Consider the following 14,566-nt stretch of genomic DNA (forward strand, 5'->3'; position numbering starts at 1 on the left):
CAGGGATGGACATGCTCTCCGGTGCGCTCAGAGCCCTCGGGACATGCCCCGTGGTCCAGGCCAAGGCTGGGCATGTTCTCTCGTGTGCTCGGAACTCTCAGGACATGCCCCTTGCTGTCGGCCAGGGCTGGGCATGTTCCCCGGTGTGCCATGAACTCTCAGGACATGCCCCTTGCTGTCGGCCAGGGCTGGGCATGTTCCCCGGTGTGCTCGGAACCCTCAGGACATGCCCCTTGGTTTCGGCAAGGAATGGACATATTGGCCTCATGTCCACTCCTCGGGGCCGGCGGAGGGCATGTCCCAAGGAGCATTCGACGGCATCGGCGCATTTCCCGTGAAGTGCTCAGTTGCTTCGCAGCCAGCTTGAATTGGCCATATCGCTAAATCCTGGGCACGCGGCTGGATAGGTCCCTTGTGAGGGCCAAGTCCGGTGTGAAGGCCACGGCCGGACGTGTTCCCCGGTGCGCTCATGACAGTCACGACATGTCCCGCGGTGCAGGCCAAGGCTGGACATATTCCCCGGTGCGCGCACAACCGTCAGGACACGCCCCTTGCTGCAGGCCAGAAATGGACATCTTGGCCTCATGTCCACTCCTCGGGGCCGAGGGAGGGCATATCCAGTGGAGTGGTCGATGGCCTGCTACCAGCCGGGTGGGCAAGACCTTGGGTCCTGCCCGGACTGGACATGTCCCGCGGAGCGCAGAGAACCCGCAGGACATGCTCCGTGGTGTAGGCCAAGGATGGACATGCTGGTGTTATGTCCATTTTCCGGGCCCGGACTGGACATGTCCCGCGGAGCGCTGAGAACCCGCAGGACATGCTCCGTGGTGTAGGCCAAGGATGGGCATGCTGGTGTTTTGTCCATTTCTCGGGGCCAGGGCTGGGCATGTCCCGTGGCGGCCAGCGAGCAGGGGCGATCCCGGACCTCAATCCAGCGCCGGACCTCACTCCACCCCGAGCCCTCACTCCTGGCTTCGGAGCTCAGGGTCCTTCTGCAGCCCGGTGAGCCCGTTCCAGGCCAGGTTTACCAGGTGCGCGGCGACTTCGCGTTTGTCCGGCGTGCGGCTGTCCTGCCACCACTGTCCGGTCATCGCGACCATTCCCACGAGCATCTGCGCATACATGGCCCCGTCCGCCGGGCTGAAACCGCGGCGGGCGAGTTCGTCCTCGAGGATGTGCTCCACGCGGGCCGTCACATGCGATAGCAGCGTGGAGAAGGCGCCCTCCGGCTGGGACGGCGGGGCGTCGCGCATGAGGATCCGGAAGCCGTCCGTCCGGTCCTCGATGTAGGTCAGCAGGGCCAGGGCCGCCCGCTCCACGAGGACGCGCGGCTTGGCGTCCTCGGACAGGGCATCGTTGACCGAGGTCAGCAGGATGTGGAACTCGCAGTCCACCACCTGGGTGTAGAGGCCTTCCTTGGAGCCGAAGTGCTCGTAGATCACCGGCTTGGAGACGCCCGCGGTGGCTGCGATTTCCTCGATGGTGGTGCCGTCCAGGCCGCGGAGTGCGAAAAGGCCCCGGCCGATGCCGATCAGCTGCGTGCGGCGCTGCGGGCCCGTCATACGGGGGCGGGGAACGTAGCCGGGCGCGCGGACAGGCCTGCCGCTACCGCCGTCCGCCCCGCCGGATGGGCCTGCACTCTTGCTCACAGCACCATCATGCCCTACCGCGAGCCCGTACCAGCCCGCAGGACCGCCCGTGCTTCGGACCCTGAGTCGCACGAGCATCAACCTTCGTGGCAGAATTGGTTCTCGTGCCACAGGTCAAGCCCGGGCACGGTCCGCTCTGGTGTAATGGCAGCACCCCGGCCTTTGGAGCCGTGGAGTATAGGTTCGAGTCCTATGGGCGGAACTGGCGAGACACACTGCGCAACCAAGCAAGGAGAGCCAACACGTGAGCCCCGAGAACACTGGCCCAGCCGCCGTGATCGTCCTAGCTGCAGGGGCCGGTACCCGGATGAAATCCCGTACGCCGAAGATCCTCCATGAGATCGGCGGCCGCTCGCTGGTGGGCCACGCCCTCAACGCCGCCCGCAGTGTCCACCCGCGCGACTTGGCCCTCGTGGTCCGTCATGAACGCGACCTCGTGGCCGCCCACGTCGCAGCCCTCGACCCGGACGCCCTGATCGTGGACCAGGACGACGTCCCGGGCACAGGCCGTGCGGTCGAAGCTGCGCTGGAAGCCCTCGATGCCCTTCACCCCCAGGGACCGCTCAGCGGAACCGTGGTTGTGACCTACGGCGATGTCCCGTTGCTCACCGGCGGCTTGCTCGCAGAACTCGTCGCCACCCACGAATCCGAGGGCAATGCCGTCACGGTCCTCACGGCCGTCCTCGATGACGCCACCGGCTACGGACGGATCCTCCGGGCAACGGACGGAACCGTCACTGGCATCCGCGAGCACAAGGACGCCACCGAGGCCGAACGCGGAATCCGCGAAATCAACTCCGGCATCTACGCCTTTGACGCCGCCGTGCTGCGCGACGCGCTGGTCCACGTCACTACCGACAACGCCCAGGGCGAGAAGTACCTCACCGACGTCCTGGCCCTGGCCCGCGCCGCAGGCGGCCGCGTCGCCGCCGTCGTCACCGAAGACCGCTGGCAGGTCGAAGGCGCCAACGACCGCGTCCAGCTCTCCGCCCTCGGCGCCGAACACAACCGCCGCACCGTCGAGGCTTGGATGCGCGCCGGCGTGACGGTCGTCGATCCCGCCACCACCTGGATCGACTCCACCGTGACGCTCGACGAGGACGTCCGCCTCCTGCCCAACACCCAGCTGCACGGTGCCACCACGGTGGCGCGCGACGCCGTCGTCGGCCCCGACACCACCCTCACCGATGTCATGGTGGGGGAGGGCGCCACGGTGATCCGCACCCACGGCTCCGGCTCCACGATCGGTGCACGCGCCAGCGTCGGCCCCTTCACCTACCTGCGCCCCGGCACCGTCTTGGGCGAAACCGGCAAGATCGGCGCGTTCTATGAGACCAAGAACGTCACGATCGGCCGCGGCTCGAAGCTGTCGCACCTCGGCTACGCCGGAGACGCGGAAATCGGCGAGGACACCAACATCGGCTGCGGCAACATCACCGCCAACTACGACGGCGAGAAGAAGCACCGCACGGTGATCGGCTCCGGCGTCCGGACCGGCTCCAACACGGTCTTCGTCGCTCCGGTCCGGGTGGGCGACGGCGCCTACAGCGGCGCTGGCGCGATCATCCGCCAGGACGTCCCGGCCGGCGCCCTTGCCCTCTCCATCGCCAGGCAGCGGAACTCGGACGGCTGGGTTGCGGCCAACCGCCCCGGGTCCGTTTCCGCCGCCCTGGCCCAGTCCGCCGCCGCGGTCGAAACAGCCGCTGCGGGCGCCGCCCCAACTTCCTCCACTACTCCGGCACCGACAGAAGAGGGCTAGCAATCATGAGCGAAATTACGGCACACGGCGAAAAGAAGCTGGTGCTGGCCGCGGGGCGCGCGCACCCTGAGCTGGCGAAAGAGATCGCTAAGGAGCTGGGCACCGAGCTGCTGCCGCTGGACGCCTACGACTTCGCCAACGGCGAGATCTATGTGCGCGCCGGCGAAAGCGTCCGCGGCACCGACGCCTTCGTGATCCAGGCCCACCCCGCCCCGCTGAACAACTGGCTCATGGAACAGCTGATCATGATCGATTCGCTCAAGCGGGCGTCCGCCAAGCGCATCACGGTCGTGTCCCCGTTCTACCCCTACGCCCGGCAGGACAAGAAGGGCCGCGGCCGCGAGCCCATCTCGGCGCGCCTCGTTGCCGATCTGTACAAGACCGCCGGCGCCGACCGCATCATGAGCGTGGACCTGCACACCTCGCAGATCCAGGGCTTCTTCGACGGCCCCGTGGACCACCTCATGGCCATTCCGCTCCTGGCCGACTACATCCGCACCCGCGTCGGCTCGGACAAGGTTACGGTCGTCTCCCCGGACACCGGCCGCGTCCGCGTTGCCGAGCAGTGGGCCGAGCGCCTCGGCGGCGCGCCGCTGGCCTTCGTGCACAAGAGCCGCGACCTCACCGTGCCCAACCAGGCCGTCTCCAAGACCGTCGTGGGCCAGATCGAAGGCCGCACCTGCGTCCTCATCGATGACATGATCGACACCGGCGGAACCATCTCCGGCGCCGTCCAGGTGCTCAAGAACGCCGGCGCCAAGGATGTCATCATCGCCGCGACCCACGCCGTGTTCTCCGACCCGGCAGCCCGCCGGCTGTCCGAGTCCGGCGCCCGCGAGGTGGTGGTCACCAACACGCTGCCGATCACCGCGGACAAGCGCTTCCCGCAGTTGACAGTGCTGTCGATCGCGCCGCTGATCGCGCGCGCCATCCGTGAAGTGTTCGACGACGGCTCCGTCACCAGCCTGTTCGACGGACAGGCCTAAGCCGGCCGGCGGCGGGCCCGGTTTCAGAAACCGGGCCAGCCGCTGGTAGCCTTGTACCGAAACCTTGGCGAGGGAGAGCGCCGGTCAACCGTATACACGGAGAGCCGGAGTGCTGGTCTCCGTTATCGACTGGGTCTGAATCTCCTTCTGAAGGTCAGCTGCACGGCAGCCCGGCGTTGAAGGTCGCAAACAGACCTCCGCCCTTGCTGAACACCGTTTAGTCCCACAGCTTGAAATCCCACGAGGAGATATCCATGTCTGAGCAGAAGCTCGCAGCAGAAGTACGCACCGAATTCGGCAAGGGCTTCGCCCGCCGCGCCCGCATGGCCAACCTGATCCCGGCCGTCATCTACGGCCACGGCGCCGAGCCGATCCACATCACCCTGCCGGCGAAGGCCACCACCCTGGCCGTCCGCAAGGCTAACGCCCTGCTGACCCTGGACATCGACGGCGAGCAGCACCTGGCCCTGGTCAAGGACATCCAGCGCAACCCGATCAAGCAGATCATCGAGCACCTCGACCTGCTGACCGTCCGCACCGGCGAGAAGGTCACCGTCGACGTCCCCGTCCACCTGACCGGCGAACTGGCTCCGGGCAACGTGTACAACCAGGAAATGACCACCGTCTCCCTCGAGGCCGAGGCAACCCACCTGCCGACCGCCATCGAGGTCAGCATTGAGGGCCGCAGCGCCGGCGAGCACATCCACGCTTCCGACCTCGTTCTGCCGAAGGGCTCCGTCCTGCTGGCCGACGTCGAGGCTCTCGTCGTTCACATCTCCGAGGCCACCGAGGTCTCCGAAGAAGAGGCTTCGGCCGACACCACCGAAGGATCCTCGGTCGCCGCCGAGTAATTCCGGCGATTTCACCGGCGGCCGGGTCCCTCAGGGGCCCGGCCGCCGTCGTCTCTGAACCCGTCGTATTCCGCGCCGGAGCCGGCACTCCCGCCTGACCTGGCCCACCGAAGGACTGATCCATGACCGACACCTGGCTGATTGTAGGCCTTGGCAACCCCGGACCCGAGTACAGCCACAACCGCCACAACGTCGGCCAGATGGTCCTGGACGAACTCGCCTCGCGCGCCGGCGGCGGCTTCAAGTCCCACAAGGCCCGTGCCCAGGTCCTCGAAGGGCGCCTTGGCATTGGCGGCCCCCGGATCGTGCTGGCCAAGCCGCTGTCATATATGAACGTCTCCGGCGGCCCGGTCTCGGCCCTGGCACAGTTCTACGGGATCGACCCCGCCCACGTCATTGCCGTCCACGATGAGATCGATATTCCCTTCGATACCGTGAAGCTGAAGCTCGGCGGCGGCGAAGGCGGCCACAACGGACTGCGGGACATCTCGAAGGCCCTGGCCACCAAGGACTACCTGCGCGTGCGGGTGGGCGTCGGGCGTCCGCCGGGCCGGATGGACACCGCGGACTTCGTCCTGCGTGACTTTTCCGCGCCGGAGAAGAAGGACCTGCCCTTCCTCATCGATACCGCGGCCGACGCCGTCGAAGTCCTGGTCAAGGACGGCCTGCCCGCCGCCCAGCAAAAATTCCACCCGGCCAAGGCCCCATAAATCAGGCTTAAACACGCACCAGCCCGGCCCCGTATCAGGGGCGGGCGGGCCGCGAGTATCCGAATAGTGGGTTTTCTTCCCAAGCTTTCGGCATTCCAGCTATGATCTGTCTACTCTCATGTCGGGGGATAGGGATACGCTACTTCTAAGTGGGCAGTCTGGGGTTGCTGTCTACAAAGCGGTACGAAGGAAACTACATGTCGAGGGATTCGCTGGGCTGGGGGAATGTTTCCACTACATTGGCACCCGCCGAAGAAGAACATGCCGCCGGTCCGGTCGCGAGGCACGGATGGTCCGGTTTGGCGCGGAACGCCGATGCCGAGCGCGTCCGGACGGAACTGCTTGCGCAGGACCGGATGGGCGTTGTTATCACCGGCGACCGCGGCGTAGGCAAGACCCTCGTCGGCAGGACTGCCCTCGCGGGGTTCGGCCCCGAGGTGTACACCATCCAGCTCCGCAGCACAGGACCGGGGTCGGCAACGCCGTACGGCTGCCTCGCCTTCACCCTGGCTCGGCTCCCGCAGAGCTCCCTTGGCTCGCCGACTGCCATCCTGCACGGAATTACGTCCCTGATCCGCGACGACGCCGCCGGCCGCCAGTGCGTGATCCTGCTGGACAACGCCGGCGCCCTCGATGAACTCAGTACCGGGGTCCTGCTGAACCTGCTGCAGACCCGCACCGCCCGGCTGATCGCCACGGCCCAGCGCACCACGGACCTTCCGCCTGACTTCTACTGGCTCATCACCTCGGGCCAGCTTGCCGAGGTCCGGCTCGCCAACCTGACCGAGCTCGAAACGCTGGAGGTCCTGCAGTCAGCCCTGGGCCACCGGGTCTCGACGGCCCTGGCAAGCCAGCTGCACCAACTGGTCGGCGGCAGCCCCACGCTCCTGCAGGCCGTCGTATCAGAACAGATCGAACGCGGAAACCTTGTCCTGTCCGGATCCGTCTGGACCCTGGTCGATGAGGTCGTGCTCGACGGCCGGACGGCGCTGGAGGACATTGTCCGGGCCAGATACGCCAGGGAAACACCCGAAGCGCGGGAGGTCATCGACGTCCTCTCCTGCGCCCGGACGCTGCCCCTGTCACGGCTCGCCCGGATGTACAGCCCCGGTATCATCGCCGACATGGAAGAGGCCGGCCAGATCGTCGTGGACCGCACGGACCGGCACCTCGTCACCCTGGGCGACCGCTACCTCGGCGACATCGTCCGGAACTGGCTCAGTGTGGAGCGCCGGCTGGAGCTGCGGGACAAAGTCCCCGGACACCAGGAACAGGAACTCGACGAACTCACCGTCGAGGACCTGCTCGCCTATGCGGCCTGGACCCACGACTGCCACGCCCAGCTGGCACCCGCGCACGCGCTGGCGGCCGCCAGCGCCGCCGTCAAGCTCTTTGACCCGAAGTTTGCCCTCAAATGCGCCGGGAGCCTCTCTCCCTCGGACCCTGAATGGGCCGAGGGACAGCTCCAGAAATCGGCGGCCTACCTCCAGCTCGGCCTGCCCCTTCAGGCCATGTCGGCGCTGGACGATGTCTCGGAGCGGCAGGTCAACGACCTCGAGGCCGAGACCTTCGCCGAATTCATTGCGGCGAAAGCCGACTGCATGGCCTGGCTGGAAGACCGCTCCGGCAAGGTCCCCGAACTCCTCCGGCAGGCCCGGGTCCGGCTACAGGACTTGAGCCTGGACGAGCCAGCCGCCAGCCCCGCCGCACTCTCGCGGGCCGCGCTGCGCCTGGATCTGTGCGAGTTCAACTACTTCTCTTTCATCGGGGATTTCGAGCCCATGATGGCCCGCCTCACCGCCGCGGCCACCACCGACGTCCCGGGCGCGGACCCCGTGCACCGGCTCCGCTCGGCCATCATCCTGATGGAAGCCTTGTCCATGACGGGCCGGGAACTCGACGCCAAAAAACTCATGCGGGAACTCGGCGGCCAGCTGGGCGAGTGGTCCAACGTGCCGCGCATCCGCGAAAACTTCGCCTGGCGCTCCTACAACGTCCTGCTCCTGTCCGGCCTGTGGCGCCAGGCCATCGACATGCTCAAGGACGCGAGCGGCCGGGCCGGGCACGGACTCCATTCCGGCAGCGCCGCCACCGACCTCGCCGTCGGTCTCGCGTACGTCTATGCCGGCCGCGGCTACATGGCGCTGGACCCGCTGCTGGCCGCAATCGCCCAGCTTGAGGTCCGGGCGAGCCTGCAGTCCCTGCGCCAGGCCTACGCCGCAACCGCCTTTGCCTACGCCCAGACCGGCAACTCGGTCCAGGCAACCATCTACCTGGACCGCGCCCGCTCGGCTGACGGACCGGCCCGCTTCGCCGTCAGCAGCTCCACGGAGTTCTGCATGGACATGGCCTCGCGGTGGCTCGGCGACCCGGAGGCCAAGGACCGGCTGGTCCGGTCCGCAGAGGCACATTTCCGGAAAGGCCGCTACACCCTCGCCGGCATCTGCATGCTCGGGGCCACCGTCAACGGAACCGTCAAGGATTATCTCTACATGGAGGAAATCGCCGGGCTGAGGCAGGGGCCGCTGGCCGAACTGTCCCGTACGGTCGCCGTCGGCAGCCGGAAGAAGGATGCCGCGATCATGCTCCAAGCCGCCGAGCAGGCCGCGGCCCTGGAGCTGGACGCCGTCCAGGCCAGGTGCGCGGCGCTCGCGTTCGATTTCGCCAAGGGCGCCGGACTGACCGCCAGCGCCAACACCGCCTACAGCATGCTCGAGAGCCTCTCGGAGTCGGTACCGGCGCTGCCGATCATGCCCCGCAACAAAGGCCCTCTGCTCACGGAACGGGAGCGGCAGATCGCCACCCTTGCCGGGAACGGGGTTTCGAACAAGGACATCGCCCTAGAAGTGGGCATTTCCGTCAGAACAGTGGAGGGCCACCTGTACCAGGTGTTCACGAAGCTCGGCGTTTCTTCGCGAAGTGATCTGCTTGGACTCATCTAGGGGCACGGCGGGAGCCCCCGGCACCGAGGCGTCCCGCGCCTTGACCGGGAGGTCGGAAGATTTGATGTCGGCCGTGGAGTCCCTTCAGGGCGGCAGCCATGTGGCGGTATTCGTCCTCGGCGAAAGCGGGATGGGCAAGTCCAGGCTCATCGAAGCCGTGGTCGCGGAGCTGGGCCCGGACGTGACGCCGGTGCGGATTCACGGCAGTGCGTCGCTGACGAAGGTTCCCTACGGTGTCCTTGGCCCCTTCATCGTCGAACTCCCGGTCCAGGAGGCGACATCGCAGCTGGCCGTGCTGAGGACGCTGTGGTCGCACCTGGAAGAAGAGAAGCGCGCCACCCAGAAGCCCCTGCTGCTCATCGTCGACGACGCCCACGACCTCGATGAGGCGACGGCGGGAATCCTGGCCGAGCTGGCCGCGGCAGGCTGGGCGAAACTGCTGGTGGGCGCCGCCGCCCGGCCCGGACTGCCGGAGCCGCTCCTGCAGCTGTGGTTTGAAGGCATCGCCGAGCGGCATGACCTGCGGCCCCTCACCCTGGCTCAGACCACAGAAATGCTGGAGGGCGAGCTCGGCTCGCAGGTGCTGCCCAACGTCGCGGAGATCCTCTGGGAGGCCTCCGGCGGCAACCCGATGCTCCTCAACGGGCTCCTCGACGACGCCAAAAAGGACGGGACGCTGCTGCGCCGCAACGGTGTCTGGTTGTTCACCCGGCATCTGAACAGCCACGGGGACCGGCTGACCGACGTCGTGCGCCGCCAGCTGCTGCTGCGCTCGCCGGAAGAGCGGCAGGCACTGAACCTGGTGGCCCTGGCCGAACCCGTGTCCCGTGAACTGATCGAGTCCGTGGCCGGGGAAGAGGCCGTGGGGTCGCTGATCGAAAGCGAACTGATTCGTGTCACGGGCTCCGCCGGCGGTGAGCTGCGGCTGTGGCACACCGTGTACGGGGACACCCTGCGAAACCTGATCTCGCCGGCCAGGAGCCTCCAGCTGCGCCAGAGCCTGCTGCGCCGCATGGACAGCGAGCCGACGTCGGCCGAAGGACTGTTGCGCCACGTGAGCTGGTCGATCGAATGCGGCGCGGAGGTCGAGGACCGCCAGCTCCTGAGGGCCGCCGTCCTGGCCAGCCGGCTCTACGAGGACGATCTCGCCCGCAAGGCGGCCGCTCTCGTCAAGGACCCGGACCTGCAGATGGCGGCCCGCGCCGTGATAGCTCGGACCCGCTACAACGCCTCCGACTACGTTGCTGCCTGGGAAATCCTCGACGCCGATTTCGGCCAGGGCGGCAACCTCACCAGCCTGCTGACCGGATCCCTCCTGTGGGCCGCGGTGATGTGCGCACTGGGGTACACGCCTGCCGAGATCATGCAACGGGCACAGGCGCTGCAGCCTGCCGGTGAACACCTGGCCGAGGCCCAGCCGGAGAACGCCGAAGCCATTCGCGCCGCGATAACGGAGCGACTGAACACCATGGAAGCCATGGTCCTGGCACTGGCAGGCGAGTACCCGCAGACTCCTGCCACGGCGGACGCGGCCGCTACCCGGCCGGCGGCCAACAACCTCGAGGCGGCGTTCCGGCTCTCCCTCGACGCGGAGCGGCTCCTGGCCACCGGCAAAGGACTGAGCGCCTTTGCCGTGATGTCGCAGGCAGTCGAGGCCGCCGGAGCCGACCACGATGAGCTGTACTTCCTCACGGATTTCCTCGTGGTCCGGTCGGCCGCCGCCGCGATCCAGGCCGGGGACTGGCAGGCCGCGGAAAACCTCCTGGCCGCCTTTGTCGCCGGGTCGGGGCCAAGCTTGATTTCGTTCGGCGGGGGAGTCCACGCGGCCCACGGCATCATCCTCCTGTACCAGGGCAAGGCCGCGCAGGCGCTGAACACCCTCAGCGCCGCGCTCGAAGCGCTGCGGCTCACCGATCCCCAGCAGCTGTTCGCCCTCACGGCGGCCATGGCTTTCGCGGCGGCCGCCGAAGTCGGTGCGCAGACGAAAGCGGAGCTTTTCCTTGCCGACTTCGAGGCCGCCCCGGCGGCGCTGCCGCGGTACATGCACTCCCTGGCCATGATGGCCGTGGTCTATGGAAAAGCCCGGCTCGGGAACTACCCCGGCGCCATCGCCGAACTGAAGCGCCTCGGCCGCCCGCACCCGGAGATGAACACAGCCGGCCTCGAACTCGAGGCTCTGGCCCTTTGCCTGGCCTTAGGGGACACCGACTCGGCGCCCCAGCTACTGGAACTGCAGGCCGGGCTCGAGGGCCCCCGGCCGGCCGCGATCTGCGCCTATGCCGCAGCCATCAGCACGGACAACGCCGCAGACCACCTGGAGGCCGCGAAGACCTGTGAGGCTGCGGAACTGTGGACCTTCGCCGCCCTTGCCTACGACGCGGCGGCGCACGCCTACCGGGCCGCGGGCGATACCCTCAGGGAGCGCATGGCGAACTCGCAGCGGAAGCGGTGCCTGGACCGGGCCGACGACCTTCCCGGTGAGGAAACGGCCAAGAACGACGACTCGCTGGGCATCCTGACCCGCCGGGAACGCGACATTGTGGCGCTCGCAGTACGCGGCCTGACCGACCGCCAGATCGCCGCCGAACTCCAGGTTTCCGTCCGGACGGTTGAGGGCCACCTCTACCGCAGCTACGCTAAGCTCAACGTCAAGGGCCGTGAACAGCTCCCCGGAATTGGCGGTCGCTAAGCCCGGAGGCAGCCACTGGTCCGGGGCTCCGGGAGACTACGCTCAGGGACACGTGAGGCGGCGTTCCGACTACTTGGTTTGGACCCGGCAGCCGTGTGGCCGCAACTGAGTACAGCTACGTAGAGCCGGCCGAATACTCGCTGCGTAATCGAGTACTACTTACGCATACCGAAAATACGCGTAGTCAATACGGTGGAGGTATCACCGCTCAAAACTTTGATTGCGAAGGTCTCTCATATGTTCCAGCAAGACGCCGGCTTGCCTGCGGGCAGCGGCCAGACAGAAGCAATGTTTCCGGCGCAACGAAACGGCCACGGCCGGAACAAAGACAGACCCTTCACCCGCCAACAGCTCGTTGCCGACGTCGTGCAAACCCTGACGTCGGGTTCCGGGTGCGGCATAGTCCTCGTGGGCGACCACGGGGCCGGCAAATCCTTTATCGCCCAGCGCGCCATTGAGCAGCTCGGCGACGAGTACCTGGTGGTCCAGGTCAGGGGCAGCTCGATCTCCTCCAAACTTCCCTACGGTGCCCTGAGCGTCCTCCTGAACGACCTCGACGCCTCCCACCTCGAGCACCCACTGATGGTGCTGCGCGGGCTGACCCAGCTGCTGCACAACAAGTCCGAGGGGCGGCAGATCGTCCTTTTCGTGGACAACGCCCATGACCTCGACGAGCTCTCGAGCATGATGGTGGCTCAGCTGAGCGCAGGTGCCCATGTCACGCTGCTGGCGGCGTGCGTGGACATGCCTCACGTCGGCGGCGACATCATGGGCCTGTGGAAGGATGACCTGCTCCGGCGGGTGGACCTTGGCCCGTTTGACTTCGCCGAGACGGCCGCAACACTGCACCACGAATACGGCGGCAGGTTCTCTTTGACGGCCGCCCGTGCGCTCTGGAGCGCGAGCGGGGGCAACGCCCTGTTCCTCCACTCCCTGGCCCGCGAACAGATCAAGCTGGGCACAGTGGTCCGCCAGGACGGCGTATGGTTCCTGGGCAACGGCCCGATCGCCTTGACGGGCGAGATCCGGGACGTCGTGAAGGCCCGCCTGAACCGGCTCGGCACCGGCCAGCGCGACGTCTTTGAACTGCTGGCCCTTGCCGGGGCGGTCCCGCTGCAGACCCTCATGCTCATCGCCAACCCCCAGGATATGGACGCGCTCCAGGAGCGGACCCTGATCCGGGTGACCCATGACCATCCGCCGATGGTCAGCGTCGCCAACCCGGTGACGGCCGGAATCGTCGCGAGCGTTGTCCCGCCCGGACGCAGCGCCGAACTCCGCCGCCGGCTCACCGCCGTGCTCCAGGAGTCCGACGCCCTGGACGCCGGTGGCTCCACCGGCGTCGCCTGGGCGCTGGACTGCGGGGAGCAGGTGAGCGCGGAGGTCGCCCTGGCGGCGGCCCGCGCAGCCAACAGCGCGTCCGACCCCGCAGCCGCCCTGCGGTTCGTCCAGGAGATCGACGGCGGCGAGCCCGCCGTCCCCCTGGCCATCGAATCGGTGACCGCCCACATCTCGGTAAACAACGATGAGTCCGCACACCGGGTCCTGGAGTCGCTGGACGAAGAAGCCCGCGGGGAGCTTCCGCTGGCCGAATGGACGGCCCTGCAGCTGCTGCGCGCAGAGCTGGAAAAACGCAGCACTGCCCCGGGAACCGATCCCCGGGCACGGCTGCGGGAACTCGCGGAGCGGCTCGCTGCCGAGCCTGCGGAGCGCGGCTCCGCCGTCAGCGCGGCGCGGGAGCAGCTGCGCCTGGCCGAGGCCGAGCTCGCCGCGTTCCAGGGACGCTACGCCGATGTCCTTGCCACGACCGACAGCATGGACACGGCGGACCTGGGCAGCGAACCGCGGCTTGTGACCGCCAGCGTGCGCTGCGAGGCCCTGGCTGTCAGCGGCAACGTCGTGCACGCGATGGTCCTGGGCAAGCAGATCCTGGCGGCCACCGCGAACGTGCGGCTCACGGACCGCGCGGTCCGCGAGATCCGCGGCAGGTTCCTGCTCCTGCTGCTGCTCTCGGCCAAGTTCAGGGAGGCATCCGCCTACCTCGAGGAGACGTATGGCGGCGGAGAGCCCCAGACCCGGCTCGGGGGGATGTTCGAGATCGGGCAGGGCGTCATTGACCTGCACTCCGGACATCTCGACGATGCCCTGTCCAGGCTTCAAGCGGGCAGGTGGCAGCTCCTGGCCCAGGACCCCGACGCCTTGGCGGGCCTGGCTACCGCGGTCTGTGCCTATGCCGCCGCCCTGCAGGGCGAGGAGGAAACGGCTGCCGTCCTGCTGGGCGACCTTGCCCAGCCCGGGACACCAGCGGCGTGGCTGGTTGGACGGCTCACCCGTTACTTCGAACTCTCGGCCCAAGCCGAGCTCGGGCAGAGGGCCATGTCCATCCGCGCCCTCACGGCCGAGGCAGACAGCGACACGGAATCCTCGGCCCTGGCCCCGGCGCTCCTGTTCCTGTCCGCGGCCGCCCGGCTGGGAGACCGCCAGATGGGCCAGAAGCTGGACAGCCTGAGCAGCCGGGTGACCGGACAATTCGCGGCCCTGTGCTCACGGCTGGCCGAGGGCATGAGGGAGGCCGACAGCGAACAATTGCTGGGGGCGTCCAAGGACGCTGACGCATCCGGCAACGCCGTCTTCGCCAGGGACGCGGCCCGGAAAGCCGTCAGCTGCGCCAACGATGCCGGCAACCGGATCGCGCTGCGGATCGCCCAGCGGGCGCAGCAGTCGCTCGATGACAAGTTCGGCAGTCCCAAAAACGGTCTGCATTCGCTCACCACCTCGACGCTGACGGCGAGGGAATGCGAAGTCGCGGTCCGCGCCGCTGCCGGCACGTCCAACCGCAAGATCGCGGAACAGATGCACGTATCGGTCCGCACGGTCGAGGGACACCTCTACCAGGTGTATTCGAAGCTGCATGTCGCCAGCCGATCGGAACTCAAAGATGTCATCTCAACTCCGGCAGACAGCTCCCGGCTCGGCTGAC

8 protein-coding genes and 1 tRNA gene are annotated in these 14,566 nt (G+C 67.7%); 8 read left to right on the plus strand and 1 reads right to left on the minus strand.

Going from position 1 to position 14,566, the window contains the following annotated elements; translation table 11 throughout:
- Positions 1 to 962: 962 nt before the first annotated feature.
- Positions 963 to 1,562 carry a TetR/AcrR family transcriptional regulator gene (locus tag C9424_RS06310; protein ID WP_116766040.1) on the minus strand — a complete coding sequence of 200 codons (600 nt, stop codon included), beginning with the start codon at positions 1,560 to 1,562 and terminating at the stop codon, positions 963 to 965.
- A 217-nt stretch (positions 1,563 to 1,779) separates the two neighbouring features.
- Here C9424_RS06310 and C9424_RS06315 point away from each other — a divergent pair.
- The 8 genes from C9424_RS06315 (at position 1,780) to C9424_RS06350 (ending at position 14,565) form a co-directional block, all read left to right on the plus strand.
- Positions 1,780 to 1,851 (plus strand) — tRNA-Gln (locus tag C9424_RS06315).
- A gap of 42 nt (positions 1,852 to 1,893) precedes the next feature.
- Entirely contained in the window at positions 1,894 to 3,408 is a 1,515-nt protein-coding gene (glmU, locus tag C9424_RS06320) for a bifunctional UDP-N-acetylglucosamine diphosphorylase/glucosamine-1-phosphate N-acetyltransferase GlmU (RefSeq protein ID WP_116766041.1), read from the plus strand.
- A 5-nt stretch (positions 3,409 to 3,413) separates the two neighbouring features.
- On the plus strand, positions 3,414 to 4,394 hold the full coding sequence (locus tag C9424_RS06325) for a ribose-phosphate diphosphokinase (protein ID WP_018774662.1): 981 nt from the start codon (positions 3,414 to 3,416) through the stop codon (positions 4,392 to 4,394).
- A 254-nt stretch (positions 4,395 to 4,648) separates the two neighbouring features.
- The gene (locus C9424_RS06330; protein ID WP_091250696.1) at positions 4,649 to 5,245 is read left to right on the plus strand and encodes a 50S ribosomal protein L25/general stress protein Ctc; all 597 of its coding nucleotides are present in this window, start codon (positions 4,649 to 4,651) and stop codon (positions 5,243 to 5,245) included.
- Positions 5,246 to 5,367: 122 nt separating this feature from the next.
- Positions 5,368 to 5,955, plus strand: a complete 588-nt coding sequence (pth, locus tag C9424_RS06335; RefSeq protein ID WP_116766042.1) for an aminoacyl-tRNA hydrolase — start codon at positions 5,368 to 5,370, stop codon at positions 5,953 to 5,955.
- Between the two features lie 197 nt (positions 5,956 to 6,152).
- The gene (locus tag C9424_RS06340; protein ID WP_116766043.1) at positions 6,153 to 8,897 is read left to right on the plus strand and encodes a LuxR C-terminal-related transcriptional regulator; all 2,745 of its coding nucleotides are present in this window, start codon (positions 6,153 to 6,155) and stop codon (positions 8,895 to 8,897) included.
- Positions 8,875 to 11,586 carry a LuxR family transcriptional regulator gene (locus C9424_RS06345; protein WP_337189810.1) on the plus strand — a complete coding sequence of 904 codons (2,712 nt, stop codon included), beginning with the start codon at positions 8,875 to 8,877 and terminating at the stop codon, positions 11,584 to 11,586. The genes C9424_RS06340 and C9424_RS06345 overlap by 23 nt, the downstream gene beginning before the upstream one ends.
- Before the next feature lie 237 nt (positions 11,587 to 11,823).
- Entirely contained in the window at positions 11,824 to 14,565 is a 2,742-nt protein-coding gene (locus C9424_RS06350; protein WP_116766045.1) for a helix-turn-helix transcriptional regulator, read from the plus strand.
- The last annotated feature ends 1 nt before the right edge of the window (position 14,566 follow it).

Origin of the sequence: Arthrobacter sp. H-02-3, assembly GCF_003097355.1 — a bacterium.
GTDB lineage: Bacteria > Actinomycetota > Actinomycetes > Actinomycetales > Micrococcaceae > Arthrobacter > Arthrobacter humicola.

What these genes read in the sequence shown, in the direction of transcription:
- C9424_RS06310 (WP_116766040.1), bottom strand. Translation starts at nt 1,562, where the DNA reads ATGACGGGCCCGCAGCGCCGCACGCAGCTGATCGGCATCGGCCGGGGC.
- C9424_RS06325 (WP_018774662.1), top strand. Translation starts at nt 3,414, where the DNA reads ATGAGCGAAATTACGGCACACGGCGAAAAGAAGCTGGTGCTGGCCGCG.
- C9424_RS06330 (WP_091250696.1), top strand. Translation starts at nt 4,649, where the DNA reads ATGTCTGAGCAGAAGCTCGCAGCAGAAGTACGCACCGAATTCGGCAAG.
- pth (WP_116766042.1), top strand. Translation starts at nt 5,368, where the DNA reads ATGACCGACACCTGGCTGATTGTAGGCCTTGGCAACCCCGGACCCGAG.
- C9424_RS06340 (WP_116766043.1), top strand. Translation starts at nt 6,153, where the DNA reads ATGTCGAGGGATTCGCTGGGCTGGGGGAATGTTTCCACTACATTGGCA.
- C9424_RS06350 (WP_116766045.1), top strand. Translation starts at nt 11,824, where the DNA reads ATGTTCCAGCAAGACGCCGGCTTGCCTGCGGGCAGCGGCCAGACAGAA.